At 48.2% G+C, this 26,678-nt stretch carries 43 protein-coding genes and 2 pseudogenes; 42 read left to right on the top strand and 3 right to left on the bottom strand.

What is annotated here, in order from left to right; translation table 11 throughout:
• The 39 genes and pseudogenes from TY10_RS28140 to TY10_RS27945 all read left to right on the top strand — a co-directional run.
• A partial coding sequence (locus TY10_RS28140) for an ABC transporter ATP-binding protein (RefSeq protein ID WP_063510470.1) occupies positions 1 to 792 on the top strand: 792 nt, incomplete at its 5' end.
• 496 nt (positions 793 to 1,288) lie between these two features.
• Entirely contained in the window at positions 1,289 to 1,597 is a 309-nt protein-coding gene (gene rpsJ, locus TY10_RS28135) for a 30S ribosomal protein S10 (RefSeq protein ID WP_017692074.1), read from the top strand.
• A gap of 42 nt (positions 1,598 to 1,639) precedes the next feature.
• Positions 1,640 to 2,263: a 50S ribosomal protein L3 gene (rplC, locus tag TY10_RS28130; RefSeq protein ID WP_042171445.1), complete on the top strand. Its 624-nt coding sequence runs from the start codon at positions 1,640 to 1,642 to the stop codon at positions 2,261 to 2,263.
• Between the two features lie 26 nt (positions 2,264 to 2,289).
• Positions 2,290 to 2,913 (top strand): 50S ribosomal protein L4, encoded by a 624-nt coding sequence (gene rplD / locus TY10_RS28125; RefSeq protein ID WP_042171443.1) that lies wholly within the window; start codon positions 2,290 to 2,292, stop codon positions 2,911 to 2,913.
• Entirely contained in the window at positions 2,913 to 3,206 is a 294-nt protein-coding gene (gene rplW / locus TY10_RS28120; protein WP_042171441.1) for a 50S ribosomal protein L23, read from the top strand. The genes rplD and rplW overlap by 1 nt, the downstream gene beginning before the upstream one ends.
• Before the next feature lie 17 nt (positions 3,207 to 3,223).
• Positions 3,224 to 4,055, top strand: a pseudogene (rplB, locus tag TY10_RS28115) (50S ribosomal protein L2).
• A gap of 45 nt (positions 4,056 to 4,100) precedes the next feature.
• Positions 4,101 to 4,379 carry a 30S ribosomal protein S19 gene (rpsS, locus tag TY10_RS28110; RefSeq protein ID WP_042171439.1) on the top strand — a complete coding sequence of 93 codons (279 nt, stop codon included), beginning with the start codon at positions 4,101 to 4,103 and terminating at the stop codon, positions 4,377 to 4,379.
• 42 nt (positions 4,380 to 4,421) lie between these two features.
• Entirely contained in the window at positions 4,422 to 4,757 is a 336-nt protein-coding gene (gene rplV / locus TY10_RS28105; protein ID WP_081735532.1) for a 50S ribosomal protein L22, read from the top strand.
• Positions 4,758 to 4,770: 13 nt separating this feature from the next.
• On the top strand, positions 4,771 to 5,433 hold the full coding sequence (gene rpsC, locus TY10_RS28100) for a 30S ribosomal protein S3 (RefSeq protein WP_042171434.1): 663 nt from the start codon (positions 4,771 to 4,773) through the stop codon (positions 5,431 to 5,433).
• A 2-nt stretch (positions 5,434 to 5,435) separates the two neighbouring features.
• Positions 5,436 to 5,870: a 50S ribosomal protein L16 gene (gene rplP / locus TY10_RS28095; RefSeq protein ID WP_042171432.1), complete on the top strand. Its 435-nt coding sequence runs from the start codon at positions 5,436 to 5,438 to the stop codon at positions 5,868 to 5,870.
• Positions 5,860 to 6,063: a 50S ribosomal protein L29 gene (gene rpmC, locus TY10_RS28090; RefSeq protein ID WP_042171431.1), complete on the top strand. Its 204-nt coding sequence runs from the start codon at positions 5,860 to 5,862 to the stop codon at positions 6,061 to 6,063. Before rplP ends, rpmC begins: the two co-directional genes overlap by 11 nt.
• 42 nt (positions 6,064 to 6,105) lie before the next feature.
• Positions 6,106 to 6,369, top strand: a complete 264-nt coding sequence (gene rpsQ, locus TY10_RS28085) for a 30S ribosomal protein S17 (protein ID WP_042171429.1) — start codon at positions 6,106 to 6,108, stop codon at positions 6,367 to 6,369.
• Positions 6,370 to 6,415: 46 nt separating this feature from the next.
• The gene (gene rplN / locus TY10_RS28080) at positions 6,416 to 6,784 is read left to right on the top strand and encodes a 50S ribosomal protein L14 (RefSeq protein WP_015847214.1); all 369 of its coding nucleotides are present in this window, start codon (positions 6,416 to 6,418) and stop codon (positions 6,782 to 6,784) included.
• Between the two features lie 109 nt (positions 6,785 to 6,893).
• A pseudogene (rplX, locus tag TY10_RS28075) lies at positions 6,894 to 7,248 on the top strand (50S ribosomal protein L24).
• Between the two features lie 31 nt (positions 7,249 to 7,279).
• Positions 7,280 to 7,822 (top strand): 50S ribosomal protein L5, encoded by a 543-nt coding sequence (rplE, locus tag TY10_RS28070; RefSeq protein ID WP_042171426.1) that lies wholly within the window; start codon positions 7,280 to 7,282, stop codon positions 7,820 to 7,822.
• A 26-nt stretch (positions 7,823 to 7,848) separates the two neighbouring features.
• Positions 7,849 to 8,034 carry a type Z 30S ribosomal protein S14 gene (locus TY10_RS28065; protein WP_013312154.1) on the top strand — a complete coding sequence of 62 codons (186 nt, stop codon included), beginning with the start codon at positions 7,849 to 7,851 and terminating at the stop codon, positions 8,032 to 8,034.
• Positions 8,035 to 8,065: 31 nt separating this feature from the next.
• Complete coding sequence (gene rpsH, locus TY10_RS28060) at positions 8,066 to 8,464, top strand: 30S ribosomal protein S8 (RefSeq protein ID WP_042171424.1); 399 nt, start codon at positions 8,066 to 8,068, stop codon at positions 8,462 to 8,464.
• Between the two features lie 31 nt (positions 8,465 to 8,495).
• On the top strand, positions 8,496 to 9,038 hold the full coding sequence (rplF, locus tag TY10_RS28055; RefSeq protein WP_042171422.1) for a 50S ribosomal protein L6: 543 nt from the start codon (positions 8,496 to 8,498) through the stop codon (positions 9,036 to 9,038).
• A 61-nt stretch (positions 9,039 to 9,099) separates the two neighbouring features.
• Positions 9,100 to 9,468, top strand: a complete 369-nt coding sequence (gene rplR, locus TY10_RS28050; RefSeq protein WP_042171420.1) for a 50S ribosomal protein L18 — start codon at positions 9,100 to 9,102, stop codon at positions 9,466 to 9,468.
• 29 nt (positions 9,469 to 9,497) lie between these two features.
• On the top strand, positions 9,498 to 9,998 hold the full coding sequence (gene rpsE, locus TY10_RS28045; RefSeq protein ID WP_042171418.1) for a 30S ribosomal protein S5: 501 nt from the start codon (positions 9,498 to 9,500) through the stop codon (positions 9,996 to 9,998).
• Between the two features lie 13 nt (positions 9,999 to 10,011).
• Positions 10,012 to 10,191, top strand: a complete 180-nt coding sequence (gene rpmD / locus TY10_RS28040) for a 50S ribosomal protein L30 (protein WP_042171416.1) — start codon at positions 10,012 to 10,014, stop codon at positions 10,189 to 10,191.
• Between the two features lie 41 nt (positions 10,192 to 10,232).
• A complete protein-coding gene (gene rplO, locus TY10_RS28035; RefSeq protein ID WP_042171414.1) occupies positions 10,233 to 10,673 on the top strand; it encodes a 50S ribosomal protein L15 in 441 nt (146 codons plus the stop codon).
• Positions 10,674 to 11,975, top strand: coding sequence for a preprotein translocase subunit SecY (gene secY / locus TY10_RS28030; protein ID WP_042171412.1), 1,302 nt, complete (start codon positions 10,674 to 10,676; stop codon positions 11,973 to 11,975).
• A 90-nt stretch (positions 11,976 to 12,065) separates the two neighbouring features.
• Positions 12,066 to 12,716 carry an adenylate kinase gene (locus TY10_RS28025; protein WP_042171410.1) on the top strand — a complete coding sequence of 217 codons (651 nt, stop codon included), beginning with the start codon at positions 12,066 to 12,068 and terminating at the stop codon, positions 12,714 to 12,716.
• Entirely contained in the window at positions 12,716 to 13,474 is a 759-nt protein-coding gene (map, locus tag TY10_RS28020) for a type I methionyl aminopeptidase (RefSeq protein WP_042171407.1), read from the top strand. Before TY10_RS28025 ends, map begins: the two co-directional genes overlap by 1 nt.
• A 5-nt stretch (positions 13,475 to 13,479) precedes the next feature.
• Entirely contained in the window at positions 13,480 to 13,761 is a 282-nt protein-coding gene (locus TY10_RS28015; RefSeq protein WP_042171405.1) for a KOW domain-containing RNA-binding protein, read from the top strand.
• Positions 13,762 to 13,763: 2 nt separating this feature from the next.
• Positions 13,764 to 13,979: a translation initiation factor IF-1 gene (infA, locus tag TY10_RS28010; protein WP_015847200.1), complete on the top strand. Its 216-nt coding sequence runs from the start codon at positions 13,764 to 13,766 to the stop codon at positions 13,977 to 13,979.
• Positions 13,980 to 14,022: 43 nt separating this feature from the next.
• Positions 14,023 to 14,136: a 50S ribosomal protein L36 gene (gene rpmJ, locus TY10_RS28005; RefSeq protein WP_003333770.1), complete on the top strand. Its 114-nt coding sequence runs from the start codon at positions 14,023 to 14,025 to the stop codon at positions 14,134 to 14,136.
• A 17-nt stretch (positions 14,137 to 14,153) separates the two neighbouring features.
• On the top strand, positions 14,154 to 14,522 hold the full coding sequence (gene rpsM / locus TY10_RS28000; RefSeq protein ID WP_042171401.1) for a 30S ribosomal protein S13: 369 nt from the start codon (positions 14,154 to 14,156) through the stop codon (positions 14,520 to 14,522).
• 20 nt (positions 14,523 to 14,542) lie between these two features.
• Positions 14,543 to 14,938 (top strand): 30S ribosomal protein S11, encoded by a 396-nt coding sequence (rpsK, locus tag TY10_RS27995; RefSeq protein ID WP_042171398.1) that lies wholly within the window; start codon positions 14,543 to 14,545, stop codon positions 14,936 to 14,938.
• 125 nt (positions 14,939 to 15,063) lie between these two features.
• The gene (locus tag TY10_RS27990) at positions 15,064 to 16,008 is read left to right on the top strand and encodes a DNA-directed RNA polymerase subunit alpha (RefSeq protein WP_042171396.1); all 945 of its coding nucleotides are present in this window, start codon (positions 15,064 to 15,066) and stop codon (positions 16,006 to 16,008) included.
• Between the two features lie 45 nt (positions 16,009 to 16,053).
• Positions 16,054 to 16,419 carry a 50S ribosomal protein L17 gene (gene rplQ / locus TY10_RS27985; RefSeq protein WP_042171395.1) on the top strand — a complete coding sequence of 122 codons (366 nt, stop codon included), beginning with the start codon at positions 16,054 to 16,056 and terminating at the stop codon, positions 16,417 to 16,419.
• 432 nt (positions 16,420 to 16,851) lie between these two features.
• Positions 16,852 to 17,598, top strand: a complete 747-nt coding sequence (gene truA / locus TY10_RS27975) for a tRNA pseudouridine(38-40) synthase TruA (protein ID WP_042171390.1) — start codon at positions 16,852 to 16,854, stop codon at positions 17,596 to 17,598.
• 192 nt (positions 17,599 to 17,790) lie between these two features.
• Complete coding sequence (gene rplM / locus TY10_RS27970) at positions 17,791 to 18,228, top strand: 50S ribosomal protein L13 (RefSeq protein ID WP_042171388.1); 438 nt, start codon at positions 17,791 to 17,793, stop codon at positions 18,226 to 18,228.
• An 18-nt stretch (positions 18,229 to 18,246) separates the two neighbouring features.
• On the top strand, positions 18,247 to 18,639 hold the full coding sequence (gene rpsI, locus TY10_RS27965) for a 30S ribosomal protein S9 (protein WP_042171387.1): 393 nt from the start codon (positions 18,247 to 18,249) through the stop codon (positions 18,637 to 18,639).
• 276 nt (positions 18,640 to 18,915) lie between these two features.
• Complete coding sequence (locus TY10_RS27960; protein ID WP_042171386.1) at positions 18,916 to 19,611, top strand: phosphoadenylyl-sulfate reductase; 696 nt, start codon at positions 18,916 to 18,918, stop codon at positions 19,609 to 19,611.
• Between the two features lie 46 nt (positions 19,612 to 19,657).
• Positions 19,658 to 20,824, top strand: coding sequence for a sulfate adenylyltransferase (sat, locus tag TY10_RS27955; protein WP_042171384.1), 1,167 nt, complete (start codon positions 19,658 to 19,660; stop codon positions 20,822 to 20,824).
• A gap of 155 nt (positions 20,825 to 20,979) precedes the next feature.
• Positions 20,980 to 21,747, top strand: a complete 768-nt coding sequence (gene cwlD, locus TY10_RS27950; protein WP_042171450.1) for an N-acetylmuramoyl-L-alanine amidase CwlD — start codon at positions 20,980 to 20,982, stop codon at positions 21,745 to 21,747.
• Positions 21,748 to 21,819: 72 nt separating this feature from the next.
• On the top strand, positions 21,820 to 22,905 hold the full coding sequence (locus tag TY10_RS27945; protein WP_042171382.1) for an Mrp/NBP35 family ATP-binding protein: 1,086 nt from the start codon (positions 21,820 to 21,822) through the stop codon (positions 22,903 to 22,905).
• An 82-nt stretch (positions 22,906 to 22,987) separates the two neighbouring features.
• On the opposite strand, the gene gerD is transcribed toward TY10_RS27945, so the two are convergent.
• Positions 22,988 to 23,689 (bottom strand): spore germination lipoprotein GerD, encoded by a 702-nt coding sequence (gene gerD / locus TY10_RS27940; protein ID WP_042171380.1) that lies wholly within the window; start codon positions 23,687 to 23,689, stop codon positions 22,988 to 22,990.
• Positions 23,690 to 23,863: 174 nt separating this feature from the next.
• Here gerD and TY10_RS27935 point away from each other — a divergent pair, with 174 nt between their 5' ends.
• Positions 23,864 to 24,484, top strand: a complete 621-nt coding sequence (locus TY10_RS27935; RefSeq protein WP_042171378.1) for a KinB-signaling pathway activation protein — start codon at positions 23,864 to 23,866, stop codon at positions 24,482 to 24,484.
• Between the two features lie 24 nt (positions 24,485 to 24,508).
• Here the strand turns inward: TY10_RS27935 and pdaB are convergent, their stop codons facing one another.
• Positions 24,509 to 25,318, bottom strand: a complete 810-nt coding sequence (gene pdaB, locus TY10_RS27930; protein WP_042171376.1) for a polysaccharide deacetylase family sporulation protein PdaB — start codon at positions 25,316 to 25,318, stop codon at positions 24,509 to 24,511.
• Between the two features lie 70 nt (positions 25,319 to 25,388).
• Here pdaB and TY10_RS27925 point away from each other — a divergent pair, with 70 nt between their 5' ends.
• Entirely contained in the window at positions 25,389 to 26,066 is a 678-nt protein-coding gene (locus TY10_RS27925) for a stage II sporulation protein M (RefSeq protein ID WP_042171448.1), read from the top strand.
• Positions 26,067 to 26,187: 121 nt separating this feature from the next.
• Positions 26,188 to 26,409 (top strand): hypothetical protein, encoded by a 222-nt coding sequence (locus TY10_RS27920; protein WP_042171374.1) that lies wholly within the window; start codon positions 26,188 to 26,190, stop codon positions 26,407 to 26,409.
• Positions 26,410 to 26,457: 48 nt separating this feature from the next.
• Here TY10_RS27920 and TY10_RS31925 read toward each other — a convergent pair.
• Positions 26,458 to 26,678, bottom strand: a 221-nt coding sequence (locus tag TY10_RS31925) for a hypothetical protein (RefSeq protein WP_238328078.1), incomplete at its 5' end; no start/stop codon positions are given.

The raw sequence follows: 26,678 nt of genomic DNA, 5'->3' as shown, positions 1-26,678 counted from the left end.
CTGGAAATTGCCCAAGTATCAAAGCTCTTCAACCCAGGTACATTAGATGAGAAAACAGCACTCGTCAACATCAACCTCGCTATGAATCCAGGAGATTTCATAACAGTAATCGGAAGTAACGGTGCTGGCAAATCTACGTTAATGAATATCATCTCTGGTGTTATGAAGCCGGATATCGGTGAAGTACGCATTGACGAAAGAAATATTAGCGGATTGCCTGAATATCGCAGAAGCAAATGGATCGGTCGCGTCTTTCAGGATCCAATGGCGGGAACGGCTCCTCGAATGTCCATTGAAGAAAACTTGGCGATGGCATACAAACGTGGTCAACAAAGAGGTTTTGCGCTCAGTATCAACGGGACGCGCCGTACAATCTTTCGTGAACAGCTGTCACGGCTTGGCATTGGCCTTGAGAACCGTCTTAGCGCTAAGGTAGGCATGCTGTCGGGCGGGGAACGCCAAGCGCTTAGCTTGCTGATGGCGACGTTTACGAAGCCGCAAATTTTGCTGCTGGATGAACATACGGCTGCTCTCGATCCTGCGCGTGCCGAACTGATTACGACATTGACGGAATCACTTGTTCGCGAGATGAATCTGACAACGCTGATGGTTACCCACAACATGGAGCAGGCGATTCGTCTCGGCAATCGTTTGATTATGATGGACAAAGGCAAGATCATTCTTGAAGTTAATGAAGACCGGAAGAAGGATCTGACTGTCGAGCGTCTGCTTGGTGAATTCGAGCAAATCAGCGGCAAGAAGATGGCGGATGACCGCGTCGTACTCGGTTGATGATATGATTGGTGAAAATGCAGCTAGGTTTAGCTCAGGGATGCCCGCCCGCTAAACGATATAGCTGCATTTTTTGCGTTCATGTACCTGTTAATAGATCTGTTTCTTCTATTATATAGAGATGCAGATAAGTATCAGGCTAATCTTATAATGCCCTATAGGGCGAAATTGGATTTGAGATTCGATGGACAGGTCAGTTATGCTAGTCAAAGACATTAACGAGCGGAAGCAGCAACGGCTGCGGTAGAAGGCCATTTTAACGATAAAAATGCCGTTTCTGCATCATAATTCAAGTATTGCAGCAATACTGGCGAAGTTATTCAATTTTCCCTTGCAATTGCCCGCCCACTTCGTTATAATATTGACTGTTGGTCTGTGACGTTGCGATGATGTGAGAGGTTGCCGACACACCCGGCCCCTTTGCCATGGGGCATGTGCCGGGTTTTCTCACGGAGTATGTCCGATAATAAATTGGGCGATAGAAGGAGGGACTTATATGGCAAAGCAAAAGATTCGTATTCGCTTGAAAGCATACGATCACAGAATTCTTGACCAGTCTGCAGAGAAAATCGTTGAAACTGCAAAACGTTCCGGTGCAGGCGTATCCGGGCCGATTCCGTTACCTACGGAAAAGCAAATCATCACCATTCTCCGTGCGGTACACAAGTACAAGGATTCCCGGGAGCAATTCGAACAGCGTACACATAAACGCTTGATCGATATTGTAAACCCAACGCCGCAAACGGTTGATGCGTTGATGCGCCTGGATTTACCATCCGGTGTAGATATCGAAATCAAACTGTAATAACAGCATAATTGATCATTGAAGGGAAAAGAGGTGTCAACTATGAAAGGTATCTTAGGGAAAAAGCTTGGAATGACTCAAGTGTTTACCGCTGAAGGTAACGTAATTCCGGTTACGGTTATCGAAGCAGGTCCTTGTGTTGTTCTTCAAAAGAAAGACCAAGAAAATGATGGCTATGAAGCTGTTCAACTCGGTTTCTCCGATAAGAAGGAATCCAGAGTGATCAAGCCGGAAATCGGCCACGCGAAGAAAGCCAATACAACTCCTAAGCGCTACGTTCGTGAAATTCGCGGAATTAACCTGGGTGAGTATGAGGTTGGCCAAACAGTAAGTGCTGACTTGTTCGCTGAGGGCGAATTTGTTGACGTAACGGGTATTTCCAAAGGTAAAGGCTTTGCCGGCGTTATCAAACGTTGGGGACAAAGCACGGGTCCTATGGCTCACGGTTCCCGTTATCACCGTGGTCCTGGTTCCATGGGTTCGATCCAAGCGAACCGCGTACCGAAAGGCAAACGCCTTCCAGGTCACATGGGCAGTGAAACGGTTACGATTCAAAAGCTTGAAATTATCCGTGTAGATGCAGAACGTAACGTGCTGCTCGTTAAAGGCTCCATTCCTGGACCGAAAAACGGATTCGTTAAAGTGAAACAAACAGTTAAGAACTAATTGTTATAAGAAAGGAGGAACAAGAAATGCCTAAAGTAACAGTATACAACGTGAGTGGCGCACAAGTTGGTGAAGTTGAGCTTTCCGATAGCGTATTCGGAATTCAACCTAACGCACACGTGCTGCATAGCGCTGTTGTTCTTCAGCAAGCTGCAGAGCGCGCTGGAACACACAAAACTAAAGGACGCTCCGAAGTACGCGGCGGCGGTCGTAAACCTTGGAAACAAAAAGGTACGGGCCGTGCACGTCAAGGCAGCATTCGCTCCCCGCAATGGGTTGGCGGCGGTACGGTTTTCGGACCTACTCCACGCTCTTACGGGTTCAAGCTTCCTAAGAAGGTTCGCCGTCTGGCGATTAAATCCGCATTGTCTTCCAAAGTGATTGCGAACGAAATTATCGTTCTGGATCAATTGGCACTCGCGGCACCTAAAACGAAGGAATTCGCAGCAATTCTTAACAACCTGAAAGCTGACCGCAAAGCACTTGTTGTTTTGCCTAGCTATGATGATAACGTAGCATTGTCTGCACGTAACATCCCAGGCGTGAAATTCGTCGCAGCTGACGGCATTAATGTTCTGGATGTCTTGGTACATGACAAGCTCATCATCACGAAAGAAGCGGTAGAGAAAGTACAGGAGGTGTTTGCGTAATGAAAAATCCTCGCGATATTATCAAACGCCCTGTTATTACGGAGCGCACGAGCGATTACATGGCTGTCAAACGTTATGTGTTTGAAGTCGATCTTCGTGCTAACAAAACCGAAATTAAAGATGCTATTGAGCAAATCTTTAAAGTAAAAGTGACTGGCGTTAACACAATGCGCGTTGCAGGCAAGCCTAAACGCTATGGTAAACACAGTGGCTATAGACCTGATTGGAAAAAAGCAATCGTTCAACTGAGCGATGACAGCAAAGAACTTGAGTTCTTTGAAACGTCTGTATAGAAAAGGAGGGAATACAAGTGCCAATCAAAAAGTATAAACCGACTTCCCCGGCTCGTCGCGGCATGTCCGTCTCGACTTTTGAAGAGATCACAACAAGCACACCGGAGAAATCGTTGCTTGCTCCGCTTTTCAAAAAAGCTGGCCGCAACAACCAAGGTAAAATTACGGTTCGTCACCACGGCGGCGGACACAAACGTAAATACCGGATCATCGATTTCAAACGTAACAAAGATGGTATCATCGGTAACGTGGCTTCGATCGAATACGATCCAAACCGTACATCGAATATCGCTTTGATTCACTATGTTGACGGTGAGAAAGCTTACATTATTGCACCAAAAGGTCTGAAAGTTGGCGATAAAGTCGTTTCCGGTCCTGATGCAGACATCAAAATTGGTAACGCATTGCCGCTTGTGAACATTCCTGTTGGTACAGTTATCCACAACATCGAGCTGAAACCAGGTAAAGGCGGCCAATTGGTTCGCGCAGCTGGTACAGATGCTCAACTTCTTGGTAAAGAAGAAGACTATGTTTCCATTCGTCTGACTTCTGGTGAAGTACGTCGTATCCTGAACACTTGCCGTGCAACAATCGGTTCTGTTGGTAACGAAGATCACGAACTCGTGAAAATCGGTAAAGCCGGCCGTTCCCGTTGGATGGGCAAACGTCCTGAAGTCCGCGGCGTAGTAATGAACCCGAACGATCACCCACACGGTGGTGGTGAAGGCCGTGCTCCAATCGGTCGTAAATCCCCGATGTCTCCTTGGGGCAAACCGACGCTTGGTTACAAAACGCGTAAGAAGAAAAAATGCATCGAGCCAATATATTATTCGTCGTCGTACGAAGTAATAACCGCTTGATACAAGCTACGTTTCCGCGAAGGGAGGACTCCGAATGGGTCGCAGTTTGAAAAAAGGACCGTTTATTGACGGCCACCTGCTCAAAAAGGTCGAGGAACTGAACGAAAGCAACAAAAAAGTCGTGATCAAAACTTGGTCGCGCCGCTCGACGATTTTCCCGCAATTCATTGGACACACAATTGCGGTGTATGACGGCCGTAAACACGTGCCGGTTTATGTAACAGAAGACATGGTAGGACACAAGTTTGGTGAATTTGCACCAACTCGTACGTACAAAGGCCATGACGATGATAAGAAAACGGGCAGACGTTAATTTGCCCACTATCTTTTATGAATGTTGAGAGGAGGTTCATCCATGCCAGAAGCTAAAGCGCACGTAAATTTCGTACGTATTGCTCCTCGTAAAGCACAGCTAGTTGTCGATTTGATTCGCGGCAAAAAAGTAGGCGAAGCGATCGCTATTTTGCGTCACACGCCGAAATCTGCTTCCCCGATTGTTGAGAAGTTGCTGAACTCTGCTATTGCTAACGCTGAGCACAACTACCAATTGGATGTGAACAAACTGGTTGTCACGCAAGTATTCGTGAACCAAGGTCCGACAATGAAACGTTTCCGCCCACGTGCTATGGGACGTGCAAGCCGGATCAACAAAAGAACCAGCCACATCACTTTGGTGGTATCTGAAAAATAAGGAGGGATAACGTGTGGGTCAAAAGGTAAATCCGGTCGGTTTGCGTGTTGGGATTATCCGCGATTGGGAATCCAAATGGTACGCAGGCAAAGACTTCGGCGATCTTCTTCTTGAAGACGTGAAAATTCGTGAGTACCTCAAGAACAAACTGAAAGATGCGGCAGTATCCCACATCGAGATCGAGCGCGCGGCTAACCGCGTTAACGTGACGATTCAAACGGCTAAGCCGGGTATGGTTATCGGCAAAGGCGGTTCCGAAGTGGAAAACCTGCGCACGGAGCTTGGCAAGATCACTAAAGGCAAAAAAGTACACATTAACATTTCCGAAATCAAACAAGCAGATCTGGACGCTATTCTTGTAGCTGAAAGCATTGCGCAACAACTTGAGCGTCGCGTTTCATTCCGTCGTGCTTTGAAACAAGCGATTCAACGTTCGATGCGTGCAGGTGCTAAAGGGATCAAAACCGCAGTTAGCGGTCGTCTCGGCGGTGCTGAAATTGCTCGTTCGGAAGGCTACAGCGAAGGAACAGTTCCGCTTCATACGCTGCGTGCTGATATTGACTATGGCACAGCTGAAGCGCATACGACTTACGGCCGTATCGGCGTAAAAGTATGGATCTATCGCGGCGAAGTCCTTCCAGCTAAGAAGAAAGCTCCCCAGGAAGGAGGCAACTAATCATGTTGGTACCTAAACGTGTCAAACACCGCAAACAACAACGCGGTCACATGAAGGGTCGCGCTAAAGGCGGCACTGAAGTAGCTTTCGGCGAATACGGCCTTCAAGCTCTTGAGCCTTCATGGATCACTAACCGTCAGATCGAAGCGGCTCGTATTGCTATGACTCGCTACATCAAACGTGGCGGTAAAGTATGGATTAAGATTTTCCCTGATAAACCGATCACTCAAAAGCCTCTCGAGGTTCGTATGGGTAGCGGTAAAGGTAACGTTGAGAAGTGGGTTGCAGTCGTCAAACCTGGCAAAATCATGTTTGAGCTGGCTGGTGTCTCCGAAGAAATCGCTCGTGAAGCGATGCGCCTCGCGTCCCACAAACTCCCGATCAAAACGAAGTTCGTGAAACGCGAAGAAGTGGGTGGTGAAGCAAATGAAGGCTAGTGAATTTCGCAACCTTACCTCTGCTGAGATAGAAGTAAAAATCGCTGGTTTTAAAGAAGAGCTCTTCAACCTTCGTTTCCAATTGGCTACCGGCCAACTGGAAAGCCCGACACGTATTCGTGACGTGCGTAAGAACATTGCTCGCGCTAAAACCATTTTGCATGAAAGAGAACTCGGTATAGCAGCTAACTAAGCTGACCTTGATCATACCAAGGTGTAAGGAAGGAGGAAGAACATGAGCGAACGCAATGCCCGCAAAGTTCAAGTCGGAAAAGTCGTTAGCGATAAAATGGATAAAACAATCGTGGTGGCTGTAGAAACTTACAAAAAACATGATTTGTACCATAAACGCATCAAGTACACGAAAAAGTTCAAAGCGCATGATGAGAACAATCAAGCGAAAATTGGCGACATCGTGAAAATCATGGAGACTCGTCCGCTTTCGAAAGACAAACGCTTCAGACTGGTTGAAGTTGTTGAAGTGGCCGTTGTCCTTTAATGTGTGATGAAGTTAATGAGCATTTGCCCGGAAGGAGGACGTTAAAATGATTCAACCATTTACTCGTTTGCGAGTTGCTGATAACTCTGGTGCGAAAGAACTGATGTGTATTCGTGTTCTTGGCGGTACTGGACGCCGTGTCGGTGCAATCGGCGATCTGATCGTATGCTCCGTCAAACAAGCAACACCAGGCGGCGTTGTCAAAAAAGGTGATGTAGTAAAAGCGGTTATCGTTCGTACGAAACGTGCGGTTCGTCGTAAAGACGGTTCCTACATCGCATTCGACGAGAATGCAGCGGTTATCGTTAAAGAAGATAAGAGCCCTCGCGGCACTCGTATCTTTGGACCAGTTGCCCGTGAGCTTCGCGATAAAGATTTCATGAAAATCGTATCGCTTGCTCCAGAGGTTATCTAATATACACCCCACAAAGTGAAGCGTAGTCTTGAAGATGATTCCGATACTTTGCGGGGGCCCCGATAGAATGCTTAACGCTTAAAGCTTAAGTGAGCAGGAGGTGTAATCAATGCCAAGACTGAAAAAAATTCTTGAATCGCACAACAACAAATTGCACGTCAAAAAAGACGACACGGTCATCGTCATCTCCGGTAAGGACAAAGGCGAAAAAAGGCCGTGTAATCGCTGCGTATCCGCGTGAAAACCGCGTACTCGTAGAAGGCGTCAATATGGTGAAGAAGCATACTCGCCCTTCGCAGGTTAACCCGCAAGGCGGTATTATTGAGCAAGAAGCTCCGATTCACGTATCGAACGTAATGCACATTGATCCGAAGAGCGGCAAAGTAACTCGTATCGGATACAAAGTGCTGGACAACGGCAAAAAAGTCCGGATCGCTAAACGTTCCGGCGAAGTGATCGACTAATCGTTAACCGTAGGAAAGGAGGTCCATGAAAATGGCTGCAAGAATGAAAGATCGTTTTCTTAATGACATTACGCCTGCTCTAATGCAGAAGTTCAACTATACGACTGTAATGCAAGTGCCGAAAATCGAGAAAGTCGTAATCAACATGGGTGTTGGCGAAGCAGTTGCTAACTCCAAAGTGCTTGATGTGGCTGTCGAAGAGCTTCGCATCATTTCTGGTCAAAAACCTGTTGTTACTCGTGCGAAGAAGTCCATTGCCGGCTTTAAACTTCGTGAGAACATGCCGATTGGGGTTAAAGTAACACTGCGCGGTGAGCGCATGTACTACTTCCTTGACAAGCTGTTCAACATTTCGCTCCCACGCGTTCGTGACTTCCGCGGTGTGTCGACGAAAGCATTCGACGGACGCGGTAACTACACGCTTGGCTTGAAAGAGCAATTGATCTTCCCAGAGATCGAGTACGATAAGGTCGATAAAGTTCGTGGTATGGACATCGTTATCGTCACTACGGCAAAAACGGACGAAGAATCTCGTGAACTGCTGACCCAATTGGGCATGCCGTTCGCGAAGTAATCCACTTTTAGGAGGTGTAATACCCAGTGGCAAAAACTTCGATGAAAGTGAAGCAACAACGTACACCGAAATTTAAAGTGCGTGCATATACGCGCTGTGAACGTTGTGGCCGTCCGCACTCTGTTTTGCAAAAGTTTAAAATTTGCCGGATTTGTTTCCGCGAGTTAGCATACAAAGGCCAGATTCCTGGCGTTAAAAAAGCAAGCTGGTAATCAGCCTAGTTCGGGAAGGAGGTTAACACAAATGGTTATGTCTGATCCGATTGCAGATATGCTGACGCGCATTCGCAACGCGAATGTCGTTCGTCACGAAACCGTGGAAATGCCCGCTTCGAAAGTTAAGAAGCAAATCGCTGAAATTCTGAAGCGCGAGGGCTTTATCCGCGATGCTGAATATATCGAGGACAACAAACAAGGGATTATCCGTATTTTCTTGAAATACGGCCCTAACCAAGAGCGCGTTATCACTGGTTTGAAACGTATTTCGAAACCAGGTCTGCGTGTATATACAAAATCGACTGAAGTCCCTCGCGTGTTGGGCGGTCTGGGAATTGCTATCATTTCCACGTCCAAAGGGATTATTACCGATAAAGAAGCTCGTCAAAGCAAAGCTGGCGGCGAAGTCGTCTGCTACGTTTGGTAAGTAACAAGTCACAACGATTGGAGGTGTAACAATGTCCCGTATTGGTCGTAAACCAATCCAAGTGCCTAACGGCGTATCCATCAACTTGGACAACACAGTCATTACCGTTAAAGGACCGAAAGGTACGCTGTCCCGCGAACTGCATAAAGACATGAAAATTAATGTTGCGGAGAGCGAGATCCTAGTAGAACGTCCTTCTGACAATAAATTGCATCGTTCCCTGCACGGAACGACACGCAGCGTCATCGCTAACATGGTGAGCGGCGTTACCGAAGGGTTCACGAAAAATTTGGAGCTCGTTGGCGTTGGTTACCGTGCTAACAAGACTGGCGATAAGATCGTTCTTAACGTTGGTTACTCCCACCCTGTGGAGATCACTCCTGAGCAAGGCATTGAGTTCGATGTTCCTGCGAACACGAAAATCACTGTTCGCGGTATCGACAAAGAGCGCGTAGGCGCTGTTGCTGCTCAAATCCGCTCCGTACGTGAGCCTGAGCCTTACAAAGGTAAAGGTATCAAGTATGAAGGCGAACGCATCATCCGCAAAGAAGGTAAAGCTGGTAAGAAGAAATAAGCAGTCTGAATGGGCTGCTTAAAATAGCGGTATAAGGCATAAGGAAAGGAGTGAACCTTGAATGATTACGAAAGGCGATAAAAACAAGGCTCGTCTGAAAAGACACTTGCGTGTTCGTAAAAAAATCACTGGAACGGTTGCTCGTCCGCGTCTCTCGGTGTTCCGTTCTTCCAAACATATCTACGCTCAATTGATCGATGATGTGAATGGCGTAACTGTAGCATCGGCATCCACGCTGGATAAAGAACTGACTGAAGCGATCGGCAACGGAGGCAGCGTAGAGGCTGCTCGTAAAGTCGGCGAATTGGTAGCACAACGCGCAAAAGCGAAAGGTCATACTGCAATCGTATTTGACCGCGGTGGCTACTTGTATCATGGCAGAATTCAGGCGCTTGCTGACGCAGCTCGCGAAGCTGGTCTGGAATTCTAGTCGAATTTACTTAAAAGGAGGTAAACGACTTGCGTATAGATCCGAATACGTTGGGTGAACTGACTGAAAAAGTGGTTCATATCAACCGCGTAGCAAAAGTAGTAAAAGGCGGACGCCGTTTTAGCTTTAGCGCGCTCGTAGTTGTCGGCGACGGCCAAGGTCACGTCGGCGCAGGGATCGGTAAAGCAGGCGAAGTACCAGATGCGATTCGCAAAGGTATTGAAGATGCTAAGAAAAACCTGATCCACGTACCGCTCGTAGGTACAACTATTCCTCACCTTGTGCTTGGTCACTTCGGCGCTGGTGAAGTTCTTCTGAAACCAGCTTCCAAAGGTACTGGTGTTATCGCCGGCGGCCCAGTTCGTGCAGTACTTGAACTGGCTGGTGTAGGCGATATTTTGACGAAATCCCTCGGTTCTTCGAACTCCATGAACATGGTAAACGCAACGCTTGAAGGTCTTTCCCGTCTGAAACGTGCGGAAGACGTTGCGAAGCTTCGCGGTAAAACTGTCGAAGAGCTGTTAGGTTAAGGAGGGAAATAAGATGGCAAAATTGCAAATCACCCTCGTTCGCAGTTTGATCGGCCGCAACGAGAAACAACGTGCAACTGTCGAATCGTTCGGTCTTCGCAAGATTCGTCAATCGGTTGTACTGAATGACAGCCCAGCCGTTCGCGGTATGGTTAGCTCGGTTAGCCATTTGATCAAAGTCGAAGAAGTTTAGTAATAGATGCAAGCAGAAATCTATAAGGAGGTGCAAGAACGATGAAATTGCATGAACTCGCACCAGCACCAGGCTCTAAGCAAGTTAACAAGCGCAAAGGCCGCGGTATTGGCTCCGGTAACGGCAAAACAGCAGGCAGAGGCCACAAAGGTCAAAACGCTCGTTCCGGCGGCGGTGTACGCCCTGGTTTCGAGGGTGGTCAAAACCCATTGTACCGTCGTCTTCCGAAGCGTGGTTTCAACAACCGTTTCCGCAAAGAATATGCCGTAGTCAACATTGAAGAATTGAACAGCTTTGCAGCAGGTACCGAAGTTACTCCACAAGTTCTTCTTGAGCAGGGGATTGTAAAAAATCCACTCGCAGGTATTAAGATTTTGGGTAATGGCGAAATCCAGGTTCAACTGACTGTAAAAGCAAGTAAATTCTCTCAATCTGCGGTAGAGAAGATCCAGGCTGCCGGCGGTAAAACCGAGGTGATCTAATTGTTCAAAACCGTGTCCAACATTTGGAAAGTGGAGGATTTGCGCAAGCGGATCCTGTTCACCCTTTTCATTCTGCTCGTATATCGCATCGGTGCTTTCATTCCGGTGCCAGGTGTTGACAAGAACGTATTCAAACAAGTAGACGCTGCTGGCGCAGATATGTTTGGTTTGCTGAACACTTTTTCCGGCGGTGCGCTATTCCAGTTTTCCATTTTTGCTATCGGCATAACGCCTTACATCACAGCGTCGATTATCGTTCAGCTGTTATCGATGGATGTTATTCCGAAGTTTGCGGAATGGGCGAAGGAAGGCGAGAACGGAAAGAAGAAGCTCGCACAAATTACGCGTTACGGCACGGTTATTCTTGGTTTGGTACAAGGTTTTGCAACAGCTGTTGGCTTCAACCGTCAATATAACAGCCAGATGATCCCAGGTGCTACATTCGTAGATTACCTGCTCATCGCGATCATATTGACTGCGGGTGTGTCCTTCCTGATGTGGCTCGGCGAACAGATTACGGAACGCGGTATCGGCAACGGTATCTCTATCCTGATCTTCGCGGCGATCGCAGCTGGTATTCCAGGACATATTCGTACGATCTACCAAGATCAATTCATTAACGCAGACGGCCAACTGTTCTTGAACATTGGCAAGATGGTTCTGATCCTTATCGCGATCATCGCAATCATCGTAGGCGTTATCTTCGTTCAGCAAGGCATTCGTAAAATCCCGGTTCAATACGCTAAGCGCGTAGTTGGCCGGAAAATGTACGGCGGACAGTCGACGCACATTCCGATGAAAGTGAACGGCGCTGGCGTTATTCCGGTCATTTTCGCGGTATCGCTCATTATGTTCCCGATCACGATTGCCCAGTTCTGGAACGGGGCGGGTTGGGCGAACTGGATTATTAACAATCTGTACTACGACAAGCCGCTTGGCATGGTGTTGTATGTATTGCTGATCATCGGGTTCACCTTCTTCTATACCTTCGTTCAAATTAATCCGGTTCAAATGGCAGATCAAATGAAGAAGAACGGCGGTTACATTCCAGGCATTCGTCCGGGTAAACCAACTTCCTCATATCTGACTCGCGTTATGTCGCGGATTACATTGACAGGTGCAATTTTCCTAGCGGCTATTTCAATTCTTCCAGTGCTCTTCGGAACACTTGCTGGATTGCCGCGTACGGTGCAGCTCGGCGGCACCTCGCTTCTGATTGTTATCGGCGTTGCCCTTGACACGATGAAGCAAGTCGAGAGCCAGTTGATCAAACGCCATTACAAAGGGTTTATCAATAAATAACAATAGGTTCTGATCGGGATTCCGTGTTCGTCGCATGCGATGTGGCGGAACCCGCATGAGCCTATTGTGCTTAAAGCGAGGAAGACGTCAATGAACATCTTATTCATGGGCCCTCCGGGAGCCGGCAAGGGAACGCAAGCTGAGCGTATCGTAGAAGAGTTTGGCATTCCGCATATCTCTACTGGCGATGCATTCCGCCTTGCGATGAAACAAGGGACTCCGCTAGGTCTCAAAGCGAAAGAGTATGTCGATCAAGGGCTGCTCGTTCCCGATGAGATTACGAACGGGATTGTAAAAGAACGTCTCGCACTGGACGACTGCAACAAAGGGTTTTTGCTTGACGGCTTTCCACGCACACTGCAGCAGGCCGAAGCGCTTGATGTAATGCTCGCGGAATTGAACCGGGGCATCGACCACGTTATTAATTTAAAAGTTGACCGCGGCTTTCTGCTCGCTCGTTTGACGGGAAGACGCATCTGCAAAGCATGCGGCTCGACCTACCATGTGATTTTCAATCCGCCGAAGCAAGAAGGCGTCTGCGACAAATGCAGCGGTGAATTGTATCAACGGTCGGACGATACGGAAGAGAAAGTCGGTACGCGGCTTGACGAATATATTTCCAAAACCGCTCCGCTTCTTGACTATTACAGCGGTAAAAGTCTTCTTCGCGAAGTCGACGGCGAGAAAGAAATCGATGCGGTTACGACCGACATCGTGACTCTCTTGCGAGGTTCATTGTAATGATCATTTGCAAATCCGATTCGGAGCTGCAAGTGATGAGGGAAGCCGGCCGCATTGTAGCGGAGACGCATCAGTTAATGAAAGAGGCGGTAAAGCCTGGGGTTACGACACTGGAGCTCGACCAAATCGCTGAAGCGTATATTCGCAGCAAAGGCGCCGTTCCATCCTTTAAAGGTTACAATGGTTTTCCTTCCAGCATTTGCGCTTCTGTGAATGACGAGCTGGTGCACGGCTTTCCGGGAACCCGAACGTTGAACGAAGGCGATATAATAAGCATAGACATCGGCGCGCAGTACAATGGCTATCATGGTGATTCCGCTTGGACCTACAAGGTCGGAGAGGTATCGGATGAAGTTGAGAAGCTGCTCGAGGTGACGGAGCAATCGTTGTACGCAGCGCTTGCACTCATTCGTCCGGATGTTCGATTGTTTACCATATCGCATGCGGTGCAACAGGTGGTCGAAGCGGCCGGCTTCTCGGTCGTACGCGAATTTGTCGGACACGGAATCGGCAGGGACCTCCATGAGGAACCGCAGATACCGAATTACGGCTTACCGGATCGCGGCCCGAAGCTAAAGCCGGGAATGGTGCTTTGCATCGAACCTATGGTCAACATCGGCGAACGATATGTACGCACGCTTGAAGACAATTGGACGGTCGTAACGGAAGACGGTTCATGGTGCGCTCATTACGAGCATACTGTAGCCGTAACGGAGGACGGTTTTGAAATTTTGACGATGCTGCCGAAATCGGGGTAATCCATATGGAGAAACAGCCGCAGGTCGGACAAATCGTTAAGGTGCTTCGGGGTAAAGATGAGAACAGCTATGCAATCATCCTGACTGTCGTAGACGAGCGATTCGTTATGATCGTTGACGGTGATAAGCGGCGGTTTGATCAGCCGAAGAAGAAGAACGTTCTGCATCTCGAGTTACAACCCGTTATAAGCAGCGAAGTAACAGACAGCTTGCTTGAATCGGGCAGAGTGACCAATGCCAAGTTACGTTATGTGATTCAGAAGTACGCACATGCGAAAGGAGAATGACGGTGGCAAAAGAAGACGTCATTGAGGTCGAGGGTACGGTAATTGAACCGCTGCCGAATGCCATGTTCAAGGTGGAGCTGGAGAACGGTCATCAAATTCTCGCACATGTTTCCGGCAAGCTCAGAATGCATTTCATCCGGATTCTGACCGGGGACAAAGTGGTTATACAGTTATCGCCTTATGATTTATCCAGAGGGCGCATCACCTATCGGAAGTAGACCGGCAGCGGTATGCTTGCGAAGGATTCGGGAGGTAATCACAATGAAGGTTAGACCTTCGGTAAAGCCGATCTGCGAAAAATGCAAAGTCATTCGTCGCAAAGGCAACGTTATGGTGATTTGTGAAAATCCGAAACACAAACAAAAACAAGGATAAAGGAGGGACTTAGCCATATGGCACGTATAGCTGGTGTAGACTTGCCGCGTGACAAACGCGTCGTGATCGCCCTGACATACATTTTCGGTATTGGCACAACAACTTCGCAAAAGCTGATCAGCACTGCAGGCGTTAATCCTGACACTCGTGTTCGGGATTTGACTGAAGATGAGCTGGCAAAATTGCGCGAAGCAATTGACAAATCCGTTAAAGTAGAAGGCGACCTGCGTCGTGAAATCTCGCTTAACATTAAACGCCTGATCGAAATCGGTTGCTACCGTGGTGTTCGTCACCGTCGCGGCTTGCCTGTTCGCGGTCAACGCACGAAAACGAATGCGCGTACGCGTAAAGGTCCTCGTCGGACTGTAGCTAACAAGAAGAAATAATAAAGGGGTGAAATAGGACAATGGCAAAACCTAAAAAAGTCGTTCGTACAAAACGTCGTGACCGTAAAAATATTGAATCTGGCGTAGCGCACATTCGCTCGACATTCAATAACACGATCGTAACGATCACTGACCCGCACGGCAACGCAATTTCGTGGGCAAGCTCCGGTAACATGGGCTTTAAGGGTTCCCGTAAAAGCACGCCGTTTGCAGCGCAAATGGCAGCGGAATCCGCAGCTAAAGCAGCTATGGAGCATGGCATGAAAGCTGTAGAGGTAATGGTTAAAGGTCCTGGCGCAGGCCGCGAAGCAGCGATTCGTTCGCTTCAAGCAGCTGGCCTCGAAGTTAACCTGATTAAAGACGTAACGCCAGTTCCTCACAACGGATGCCGTCCGCCGAAACGTCGTCGCGTATAGTTGATTCACTGTGGTATCAAATAACTGCAACTTGTGAATAATGGTTGTGAAGGTTTGGCATACTACGAGATTTGACTAAAAAAACGGTATGGTAACGGAGCGACGTTTGAAGGAGGGTACTATTAGTGATTGAGATCGAAAAGCCGAAAATCGAGACCGTAGATTTGAGCGATGATGGAGCATACGGACGTTTCATCGTTGAGCCGCTGGAGCGCGGATACGGGACGACGCTGGGAAATTCGCTTCGCCGAATTTTACTGTCGTCGCTGCCGGGCGCAGCTGTGACATCCGTTCAAATCGACGGAGTGCTTCACGAGTTCTCTACGGTTCCAGGAGTGATTGAGGACGTTACAGAAATCATTCTGAACCTGAAAGGCCTCTCGTTGAAAATCCACTCTGATGAAGAAAAGGTGTTGGAAATCGACGCTGAAGGCGATGGAATCGTTACGGCTGGCGACATTCGAGCTGATAGCGATGTCGAGATTTTGAACCCTGATCTTCACATCGCGACCTTGGCCTCCGGTGCGCGCCTCCATATGCGTATTTTCGCTAATCGGGGACGCGGATACGTGCAAGCGGACCGCAACAAAAGGGACGATCAACCGATTGGGGTTATTCCCGTTGACTCGATTTATACGCCAATTACGCGTGTGAATTACAGCGTTGAGAATACTCGCGTTGGTCAAGTAACCAACTACGACAAATTAACACTTGAAGTATGGACCGATGGCAGTATTCGACCGGAAGAGGCCGTGAGCCTCGGCGCAAAAATTCTGACGGAACATTTGGATCTCTTCGTTGGTCTGACTGACGAAGCCAAAGACGCAGAAATTATGGTCGAGAAGGAAGAAGACAAAAAAGAGAAAGTTCTGGAGATGACTATCGAGGAACTGGATCTTTCCGTACGTTCTTACAACTGCTTGAAACGCGCTGGCATTAACACCGTTCAAGAGCTGATCACGAAATCCGAAGAGGACATGATGAAGGTTCGTAACTTGGGCCGCAAATCGCTTGAGGAAGTTCAAGAGAAGCTGGAAGAGCTGGGTCTAGGCCTTCGCATGGAAGAGTAGCAAGAACATCTAGTACAGACTTTAGGCAAGGGAGGGGAAATCAAGATGGCATATCAAAAATTGGGCCGTGACGCTAGTGCACGGAAAGCTTTGTTCCGTGACCTCGTTACTGACCTGTTCCTTTATGAGCGTATTCAAACAACGGAAGCGAAAGCGAAAGAAGTTCGTTCGATCGCTGAAAAGCTGATCACGAAAGCAAAGAAAGGTGACTTGCACGCTCGTCGCCAAGTAGCTGCTTTTGTACGTCGCGAGACTATTGATGGAGAGCAAGATGCAATCCAAAAATTGTTCTCCGAGCTGGCCACCCGTTACTCGGAACGTGCGGGCGGATACACGCGGATTCTGAAACTAGGACCCCGCCGTGGCGACTCTGCGCCAATGGTGTATTTGGAACTGGTTGACCGCGCGTAACACAAGCACTTGTAGCTGAAGCCGCCTTAGGGCGGTACAGCTGTTTGGGCTGTGGTAGATAAAGGGTGGACCCTTGCGGCCACCTTTTTTTATTGCCCTTTGCCGAGGGGTGTGAAGCTGCGTGAAAGCATTGAATGGGTTCATGGCAATTCGTTAGATTTTTAAAATATAGCAGTTCGATACTGCATGAAAGGTTTGACTTACGATCGCCATTGCTCGCGGATTTCTTGGATTATAGCCGCGCTGCGGCAGAAATCCGCTCACAAAAGCGAGCGCTGCGCTTCTTCAGTTCAAACCTTTCATTCCGCATTCGATGCTTATTTTAAATTTCACGAAAATGCATACCCTTCAAGGCTTTCACTGCGCTTCGATGCCCGGGCAGGGGAATAAAGAAAGAAGCAGCAAGGGTCTTGTGGGGAAAGAGGTGTCGAGATGAGGAATTTATGCGCGACGGTAAGTTATGAAGGAACAGAGTTCAACGGCTTTCAATCGCAGCCGTACGGTCGGACCGTACAGCAGGAGATTGAAAAGGCGATTCAGGTGCTGACAGGAGAAGATATTCTTATTCTCGGTTCGGGAAGAACAGATGCCGGCGTACATGCGCAGGGACAAGTGTTCAACTTTGCAACGGAATCTACGATTCCTGCAGAACGTTGGGCCATTGCGCTGAATACAAGGCTTCCTAAAGATATCGTGATCCTGGAAGTACATGAAGTATCGCTGTCCTTTCATTCCAGGCGCTCTGCCAAACGGAAGACGTATCGGTATACGATCGATATGGGGAAGTTTCCGAATGTGTTTGAACGCCGCTACGCGTTTCATCATCCGATGCGCCTTCAAGTGGAAGCGATGCAAGAAGGGTTGAAGCATTTGATTGGCGAGCATGACTTCACGTCATTCACATCCATTCATTCAACAAAACCGCATCATATACGGATCGTATATGACGCGTACTTCGAGCAGCAGGGCTCGATGCTTCATATGTACATTACCGGCAACGGATTTCTGTACAATATGGTTCGGGTTATCATGGGTACCTTGCTTCAAGTCGGCCAAGGAAAGCGAAAGCCTGCAGACATGAAACGCATCTTAGAAGGGCGAAGCAGAGCCTTGGCAGGACCAACAGCAATGTCTCATGGACTGATGCTCGTGAACGTGGAATATCCGGCTGAAACTTGAAGAAAAATCGCGTAAACTGCTTGCTTTAGGCTACTTTGTATAGTAGAATATAACTTGTGCTTTCTTAGTGGCTATCCCACAGCCCCGACTGAGAATTCACAAACTTGGCGAGCAACATCAGATTAATAACAAACGTGAAACGTTGTTTATAAAATTAAAACTTTACTGTAAACGAATCAAGGAGGATCATCCATGCGTACCACCTATATGGCTAAGCCAAATGAAGTTGAGCGTAAATGGTACATCATCGATGCGGAAGGCAAAACGCTCGGTCGTCTTGCTTCTGAAGCTGCCAGCCTGATCCGCGGCAAGCACAAACCGCAATTTACGCCTCACGTTGACACAGGCGACTTCGTAGTCGTAGTTAACGCTGACAAAATTGTTTTGACTGGTAAGAAAATGCAAAACAAAAACTACTACCGTCATTCCGGATACTCAGGCGGCCTTAAAGTAACGCCTGCTCACGAAATGATCGCTAAAAAAGCTGACCGCGTAATCGAACTGGCTGTTCACGGCATGTTGCCAAAAACACGTCAAGGTAACGCAATGAAGCTTAGACTTAAAGCATACGCTGGTTCGGAGCATCCGCATCAAGCACAAAATCCAGAAGTTTACGAACTTCGCGGCTAATAAGGGGAGGACAGTTTCATGGCTCAAGTGCAATACTATGGAACGGGTCGTCGTAAACACTCTGTCGCACGTGTACGTCTTGTGCCGGGTGAAGGACGAATCATTGTTAATAAACGCGATCTGAACGAATATTTTGGTCTGGAAACGCTGAAGCTTATCGTTAAGCAACCGCTCGTACTGACTGACACGCTTGCAAAATACGACGTGCTCGTAATTGCAAACGGTGGCGGTATGTCCGGTCAAGCAGGCGCTATCCGTCATGGCATTTCCCGCGCACTTCTGAAAGTTGACGCTGAACTGCGTCCAGCTCTGAAACGTGCAGGATTCCTGACTCGTGACCCACGTATGAAAGAACGTAAAAAATACGGTCTTAAAGCGGCTCGTCGCGCGCCACAATTCTCGAAACGTTAATTCCTTGTTCAAAGGAAAATCAAACCTCTGGCCCTATGGGTCAGAGGTTTTTTTGTTGTATTTAAAGTGATTACTACTAATGCCTTGCAGTCAACGTTTTCCGGTATCCGGAGAGGCGTTTTTTGCTTGAAGAAAGCACTAAAACAACGAATCTGATCCTTTTACAAGGACTTTAATTCATTTTGAACAAAACCTCTTGAACATTTTCCCGGGAGCAAGTATAATTTAATTAATAACATACGAATTTACTAGGAATTAAACCATGGAGGGGCCAACATGAACTTATTCGAAAAAGAAGCGTTAGTGCAGCAAAAGGCGGTAGAGCTTGAAAATGCGACTGCAGAAGAAATATTGGCGTATGCGGTAGAAGCATTCCCTAACATTACCTTTGCCTGCAGCTTTGGCGCGGAGGACGTTGTTCTCGTCGACATGCTGCAAAAAATAAGCCCGACAACTGACATTTTCTACTTGGATACCGATTTCCACTTCAAAGAAACCTATGAGACGCGTGACCGTATGGTGGAGCGCTATCCAGGCATTCCATTTGTTCGTGTACAGCCGGAGATTACGCCGGAGGAGCAAGTAGAGCAATTCGGTCCTGAGCTGTGGAAAAGCGATGCGAATCAATGCTGCAACATTCGGAAAGTTCAGCCCCTTACGAACATCTTAACGAAATATAATGCATGGATTACGGGTATCCGCCGTGATCAGGCACCGACCCGCGCGAATGCTAAGAAAGTAGAATATGATACAAAGTTCGGTCTCATTAAGTTTAACCCGATCGCAGGCTGGACTACCGAGGATGTATGGAACTACATTCGTGAGAATGATGTCATTTACAACCCGCTGCATGACAATTACTACCCGAGTATCGGCTGCGAGTATTGCACGCGTCAAGTTATGCCAGGCGAAGATCCTCGCGCAGGACGCTGGTCGGGTCAAGAAAAAACGGAATGCGGCTTGCATAAATAAGCGTTGAATTATAATCATGATCCCAACTTAGGAGGGATTAACCGAAATGACTCAAATTTCACCTCATGGCGGCATACTCGTTAATCGTGTTGCAGAAGGCTCGCAGCGCGAACAACTGCTGAAAGAATCGGAAGGTCTGCAAAGCATCGTTATTAACTCCTGGACGGTATCCGATCTGGATCTGATTGGCGTAGGCGCATTCTCGCCGCTTACCGGCTTTTTGAACGAAGCGGATTATCATTCTGTAGTTGATCGTATGCGTCTTGGTGATGGTACGGTATGGAGCATTCCGATTACGCTTGCTGTCGAAGAAACGAAAGCAGCTCAATTGCAAGTTGGTACCCGTGCTTCACTGGTTGGCGAAAACGGCGTAACGTACGCGATTATCGATATTGAGAGCATTTACTCGGTTGATCACAAGCATGAAGCGGTTCAAGTATTTAAAACGGATGATCTGGAGCATCCGGGCGTACAGAAGCTGTTGACGCGTCCTTCCACATACGTAGGCGGCGCTATTACCGTATTGAATCGCCCGCAGCCAGAGAAATTCGGGGAGTTCTACTTCGATCCAAGCGAAACTCGCCGGATTTTTGCGGATAAGGGCTGGAAAACGGTCGTTGGCTTCCAGACTCGCAACCCGGTTCACCGGGCGCATGAATATATTCAAAAAGTGGCGATGGAGATCGTCGATGCCCTGTTCCTGAATCCGCTCGTCGGCGAGACGAAATCGGATGATGTGGCAGCTAACGTACGGATGACGAGCTACCTCGCACTGCTGGAGAATTATTATCCGAGCGATCGCGTATTTTTGGGCGTGTTCCCAGCGGCTATGCGTTATGCCGGTCCGCGTGAAGCGATCTTTCATGCGCTTATACGGAAAAACTATGGCTGTAGCCACTTTATTGTCGGCCGCGACCACGCTGGTGTAGGCGACTACTATGGTACCTACGAAGCGCAAGATTTGCTTAAAACGATTCCAGTCGAAGATCTCGGCATTACGCCGCTTTACTTCGAGCATAGCTTCTTCTGTACGAAATGCGGCAATATGGCGACGACAAAAACTTGCCCGCATGGCAAGGAAGATCATCTGACGCTGTCGGGAACGAAGGTTCGCGCATTGCTCCGTGATGGCATTTGTCCGCCGCCGGAGTTCTCTCGTCCGGAAGTTGCTAAAATCTTGATTGAGGGTATGTCGGAACAGTCTGTCGGCTAATTACCGGTTAACCGGAATGAAGCTTGACATGCTTTCCTTCTGTTCGGAACTCATAAAAGACCATCTTGTCCCATATAAATGATATAGAGCTTATCCATTCATGGCTAATGGCTAAGAGAGGTTATCATTTGAAAGGGGACGGGGTGGTTTTTTTTATGCGCCGAATAAGAGGACGGTTTGTCGTATGGATGACCTACAAGGGAGTGCTTCGGCTGACAGCGGGAGCAGTGGCCCTTGTTTTGACATGGTTTATTTTCACACAGGGCAATCCCGTTATTCGAACCTCTACTTACTGGACGCTGCCGCTGTCAGGCAAAACCATTGCTATTGATGCGGGACATGGCGGTGTAGATGGAGGAGCTGTGAGCAAGCAGGGCGTCGTCGAGAAAGATTTAAATCTGGCTATTGCTCTGTACTTGCGGGATTACCTCCAGCAGGCAGGGGCAATTGTCACCATGACACGGGAAGGCGATTACGATCTGGCGAGCGGTGACACGCGGGCGTACAGCAAGCGAAAGACCGAGGACTTGCAGCGCAGAGTAGGTCAAATCAAAGACAGCGGAGCAACGCTTGCAGTAAGCATTCACATGAACAGCATTCCGTCGGCAAAATGGTCAGGCGCACAAACGTTCTACCATCCGGATAATCATCCTGAGAACCAAGGGCTGGCGTTATTGATCCAGGATGAAATCAAACGCAATCTTGAAAATACAAGCCGGGTGGCAGCGACGCAAAAAACGGTCTATTTGCTCAAGGAACTGGATCATATTCCGACGGCACTTGTGGAAGTTGGCTTTTTGTCCAACCCTGGAGAGGCTTCGCAGCTGGCAGATGCTGATTATCAGCGGAAGGTGGCGGCATCGATTTATCAAGGCATATTACGTTATACGTCAGGGGAGAAGATTAGCCCGCCTGTAAACTAATCGCTGGCATTGTGTTATAATCATTACAAACAAGCGAATTAGCAGCACTACATATAAAGGTGGGACATCCCTATGTTAACGCGAGAAGAGGCATTAGAAGCCGTCGGTTCAGTGACGGAAGCATATAGCGCGGATGCAGTGCAATTCCGCGATGTCGTTGTAAAGGACCGTCAAGTTTCATTGACGGTCGTCTTGGCAAGCGCCGAGACGAAGCCGGCGCTGGAATCGGCGCTGCGCGAGGCGCTTACGCAAGCAGGCGCCGAAGCGGTGCACTTCCGCTTCCGCGAGGCACAGCCGGCGCAAGGCAGCGGGGCGGGATCTGCTGCTGCGAACAAGCAGCCCGCAGCGGAATCGGCTCCCGTGCAGGGCCACGGCGCGGGGCTGACTAGCTCGCTGCTTGACCCAGAGAGCAAAGTAGAATTTATTGCGGTTGCCAGCGGTAAGGGCGGGGTCGGCAAATCGACCGTAACGGTCAATCTGGCCGTAGCACTAGCTAGAAAAGGCAAGCGCGTCGGTATTATGGATGCCGACATTTACGGCTTCAGCGTACCGGATATGATGGGTATCGAGACACGCCCAGAGCTGGTGAACGATCGGGTCATTCCGATCGAGCGGTTTGGCGTAAAAGTCATTTCGATGGGCTTCTTCGTTGAAGACAACAGTCCGATCGTATGGCGCGGCCCGATGCTGGGCAAAATGCTGCGGAACTTCTTTTCCGAAATCGAGTGGGGCGAGTTAGACTATCTGTTATTAGACCTGCCTCCGGGAACTGGAGATGTTGCACTTGATGTGCATCAGATCATTCCGCAAAGCAAAGAGATCATCGTGACGACACCACATGCCACAGCAGCTTTCGTAGCAGCGCGTGCAGGTGCGATGGCAATTAAGACGAATCATGAGATCATTGGCGTCGTTGAAAATATGGCCTACTACAAATGCAGCAAATGCGGGGAGCCGGAATATATATTCGGACGCGGAGGCGGCGCGAAGTTAGCAGAGTCACTTCATGCCGACTTGCTTGCACAAATCCCGCTGGGCCAGCCGGACAACCATATTTCCGAGCCTGATTTCTCGCCTTCGGTATACAAAGCCGAGTCGGAAACAGGACAGCTATACCTGGAACTGGCGGATCGGGTTATCGATCGCTGCGGCAAATAATTCGATACAAAAAAAGCCTCGGCTTGCGAAATCGGCATAGGAACTTCCTGCCGATACGCGAAGCTGAGGCTTTTTTATAAGCTTATGTGGATGAATCTTGGCCTTGCGAGTCGCCGGAGCCTGATTCCTCTTCGGAGTCGCCGGAATCATCACCGCCTTGAGATTCACCCGATTGGCCGCCGCTCTTCTGGACTTTCTCGTTCGGTTTAGGCTTGAGCTCCTCTTGGACGGCCTTCTTCATCAGATCCAGCACTTCCAGACGGAATAACGGATTTTGCATAGATTCCTGCATCAAAGACATAACTTGCTTTTTGTATTGCGTACTTTGGAGAACATCAAGAATCATTTTATCCATTTCCGGGCTTTTCATGACCTTAATTAATTGCTCCTGATAGCTCGGGTCTTTGAGCAGCTGTTTATGAATGTCTTTGTTCTGCTTATTGACCGCTTTTGCGAACTCTCCTGCGAAACGGGTGTCCGTCATTAGCGTTTTGAGTACTTTATCATATTCCGGTGCAACCAGTACCTCCTTGACTGCCAGCCGGACCTGCTCTTGATCTTGAACGGATAGAAGCTTCGATGCGCTGGCGTTATACCCGGACATTTGTGACGCGGATTCCTGCAGCGCCTTTTGTGCATCCTCCGTTTTCAGGATGTCGATAACCATCGATTTCATGTCTTTATAGCTTGTCTGCTGGCTTGATCCCGATGATTCGGCACCGCAGCTGGTCAGTACGAATGTTACGGCGCATAGAGCCGTTAATAAAGCCCATTTTCTAAGCATGCTCCGTTTATCTCCCTTCTGTGGCATGACTGTTGTTATTATGAAGTAGTATGCTTTAAAGTTCACCGGATTATCATGCCTGCGGCTTAGCTTTTTCATGGGAACGTGTTAAAATAAAACTTGGTGAAATGGGTAGGTATACCGGTTCACATAAAATTTGGGAGGGTCAGAATCGTGACTTTACGAAAATGGTTTTTTCTTTTTTGGAGCTGTATGGCGGTTGGCGCTGTCGTGACGGCTGTCTTCGGTTCCATTATGCGCGGTTTGGATAGTGAGTTCGGCGTAATGGGTCTGAACGCTGCGAGCATGAATGCTCTGATGATGGCGCTTGTCGGCCTAATGATGGGGGCATTTAGCCAGATGGGCTTCTTTGCTTATTTGACTTTGAACTATATTGCGTTAAGCGTCTTCCGAAAAAGCTATTTATGGAATGCGCTACAAGGCTATACAACGCTATTTGCTTTTGGCGGATTAGGATATCTGTTGTTTGGGCAGCGGACGAATGACTGGTTCTTCTGGGTGCTGCCGTTAGGGCTGGCGATAGGCTCCCTTGCCGTAGCTTATGTAAAAGTAAAGCAAACCAATCGCAGCGCTTTTATTCCTACGCTGTTTCTGATGTTCTTCATTACCTTTATTGAGGCATGGCCAGCTCTGCAAGGCGAGACGAATATGACGGCCATCGTTTTCATGATGATTCCGCTGTTCGCTTGCAATGCGTACCAAATTCTGATGCTGCCGCGCTTGCTGCAAAAAGAAGCAACCAGCTCTGCGCCATCCGCAAAGCCGGTTGCTTAATTGAGGCTTATATCTCCTATTTCATTACTCTTCTGCGGCATTCAATCTTTCCGCCAGTGAAGTTGAGGTCGTTTTGTCTTTAACAGCGCTTCCTTGTGCTTCAGTCTGTGAGATCAATTCCGTAACGGAAACGAAATCATAGCCTTTGGAGCGAAGCTGATCGATGATGGACGGGAGCGCTTCAGCTGTTTGCTTAGCGGAATCGCTTGCATGCATGAGGACAATATCGCCGTTATGCGCGCGGCTGACGACGCGGTTAATGATTTTATCAGTGCCGATACTCATCCAGTCCATGGAATCGGTATCCCATTGGATAACCTTATAGTTGAGCTCTTCGGCGATACGGAGCACCCGCTTGTCGAAATCTCCATTAGGGAGGCGGAGCAGATTTGGCTGTTTTCCGGTAATGTCGGACAAGATGGCATGCGCGGTCTTAATTTGGGTACGAATCTCATCGTCGTTCAGCTTGCTGTAATTGTCATGCTTGTGGCCGTGGCTTCCGATCTCATAGCCGGCATCGAGAATTTTTTTGACGATATCCGGATGGGACTGGCTCCAAGGCGACGATAGGAAGAATGTAGCTTGCGTAATGCCTTTTTCTTTCAGCACTTGCAGGATGGGTTCCGTTCGTTTCTCTCCCCAACTGATATCGAAGGTCAGGGCAATTACTTTTTTCTCGGTCGGCACGCTGTAAATAGCAGCCGGCTGCTGCGGTGAGAAGACGGTGATGTTGTCCCGTTCAGCGTAAATAATACCGACGGAAAAAACCAGGGCCAGCGACAGCAGGAAGTAACGCTTGATTTTACGGCCGTTCAATACATAAAAGAAATTCATCTCAGGCAGGCTCTCCTCTCTTTTGAAAGCTTGTTCTAGTACAATCTATGCTCGTACAACAAAGTTATTCATGCTTGTTCGAATTCTGGTGACGGAAGAGGGGGAGACGACCATATTTAAATGGAACGCCATTAGGGCGCACTTCAAAGCAATGGGGCCATATATTACTTTCGGGTACATACTGTTTGCAGCAGGCATCTTCGTTGGCGGGACGAATACAGCGTTCGCTAATTATTTGGAGCAGCAATTGGCTGCGCTCGGAGGACTGGCCAATACGCTGCAAGAGAGCAGCAATCCGACTCTGGCATTTATGATTTTTATCTTTTTGAACAATGCGATCAAGTCGGTCTTTATCATCTATATAGGTTCGTTCTTCGGACTGATCCCGATGTTCTTCCTTGTACTGAATGGAATGGTTATCGGTTATCTGCTGCAGCACATCGCTGTTACAAACGGCACGGGTGATATGTTCGTTACACTGGTTGGCTTGCTGCCGCACGGTATTATCGAAATACCGGCTATCGTAATCGCAAGTGCATACGGAATGAAGTTCGGTGCTCTCGTGTGGAAAATGCTGCTTGCGGCAATTCTGCCTAATCGTAAGGTAGGGGAAGCGGGAAAGGCGATTGAGTTTTTCGTTATCCGCAGCGTACCGGTAGTCGTTATTCTTACAGTAGGTTTGCTTGTAGCAGCTGTTATTGAAAGTACGGTCAGCATTTGGTTGATGCAAATGATGAGACCTGTGTAATAAAATTCCTGTTTATTGTGCATAACAGTAAAGCGGCGTCGTGATGCGAAAGCGCGGGCGCCGTTTTTGTTGTTAAAAAGCTACGAACTCGGATTGTACCTTAGGAGGGCGCACAATAAACATGCTAGGAATCCTATTCAACGACAAAGAATGCAAAGAACTCGATTACGTCCTGCGTAAAGAATTAGATGAAATGCTGCTTGATCTGAGCGACAATCGATTGGATGGAGATATTAAGCAAGCAATTACCCGGCGCTATAAAATCATCTTCCGGATGTATGCGCGAATTGCTTCCCCAAAAGAGCTGTCCCGTTACGCGCTGAATGTACGAAACTACAGGTAGAAATATCCATTAAAAAAGATTGAAAAAAGTTTAAAAAAAGGGTTGCATTCAGTTGGGCATACATGATATATTATCTAAGTCGCCGCTGAAACACACGCGGATGACACGCAAAAGAAATTGTTCTTTGAAAACTGAACAACGAGCAAAACTGCCCTTATGAATGGTTCGCCATTCGTAAGAAAAAGCGATAAAACAAAGTAATGAGCAATCAAATTTCTGATCGGGCTTTTCGACCAGCTTCGCAGCTGGATTGTCGAAAACCCTATAAT

Source organism: Paenibacillus gorillae, assembly GCF_000513275.1.
GTDB classification, from domain to species: Bacteria; Bacillota; Bacilli; order Paenibacillales; family Paenibacillaceae; genus Pristimantibacillus; species Pristimantibacillus gorillae.
Note: the sequence above shows the minus strand (reverse complement) of the source record. Positions and strands in the feature narration are given on the sequence as shown.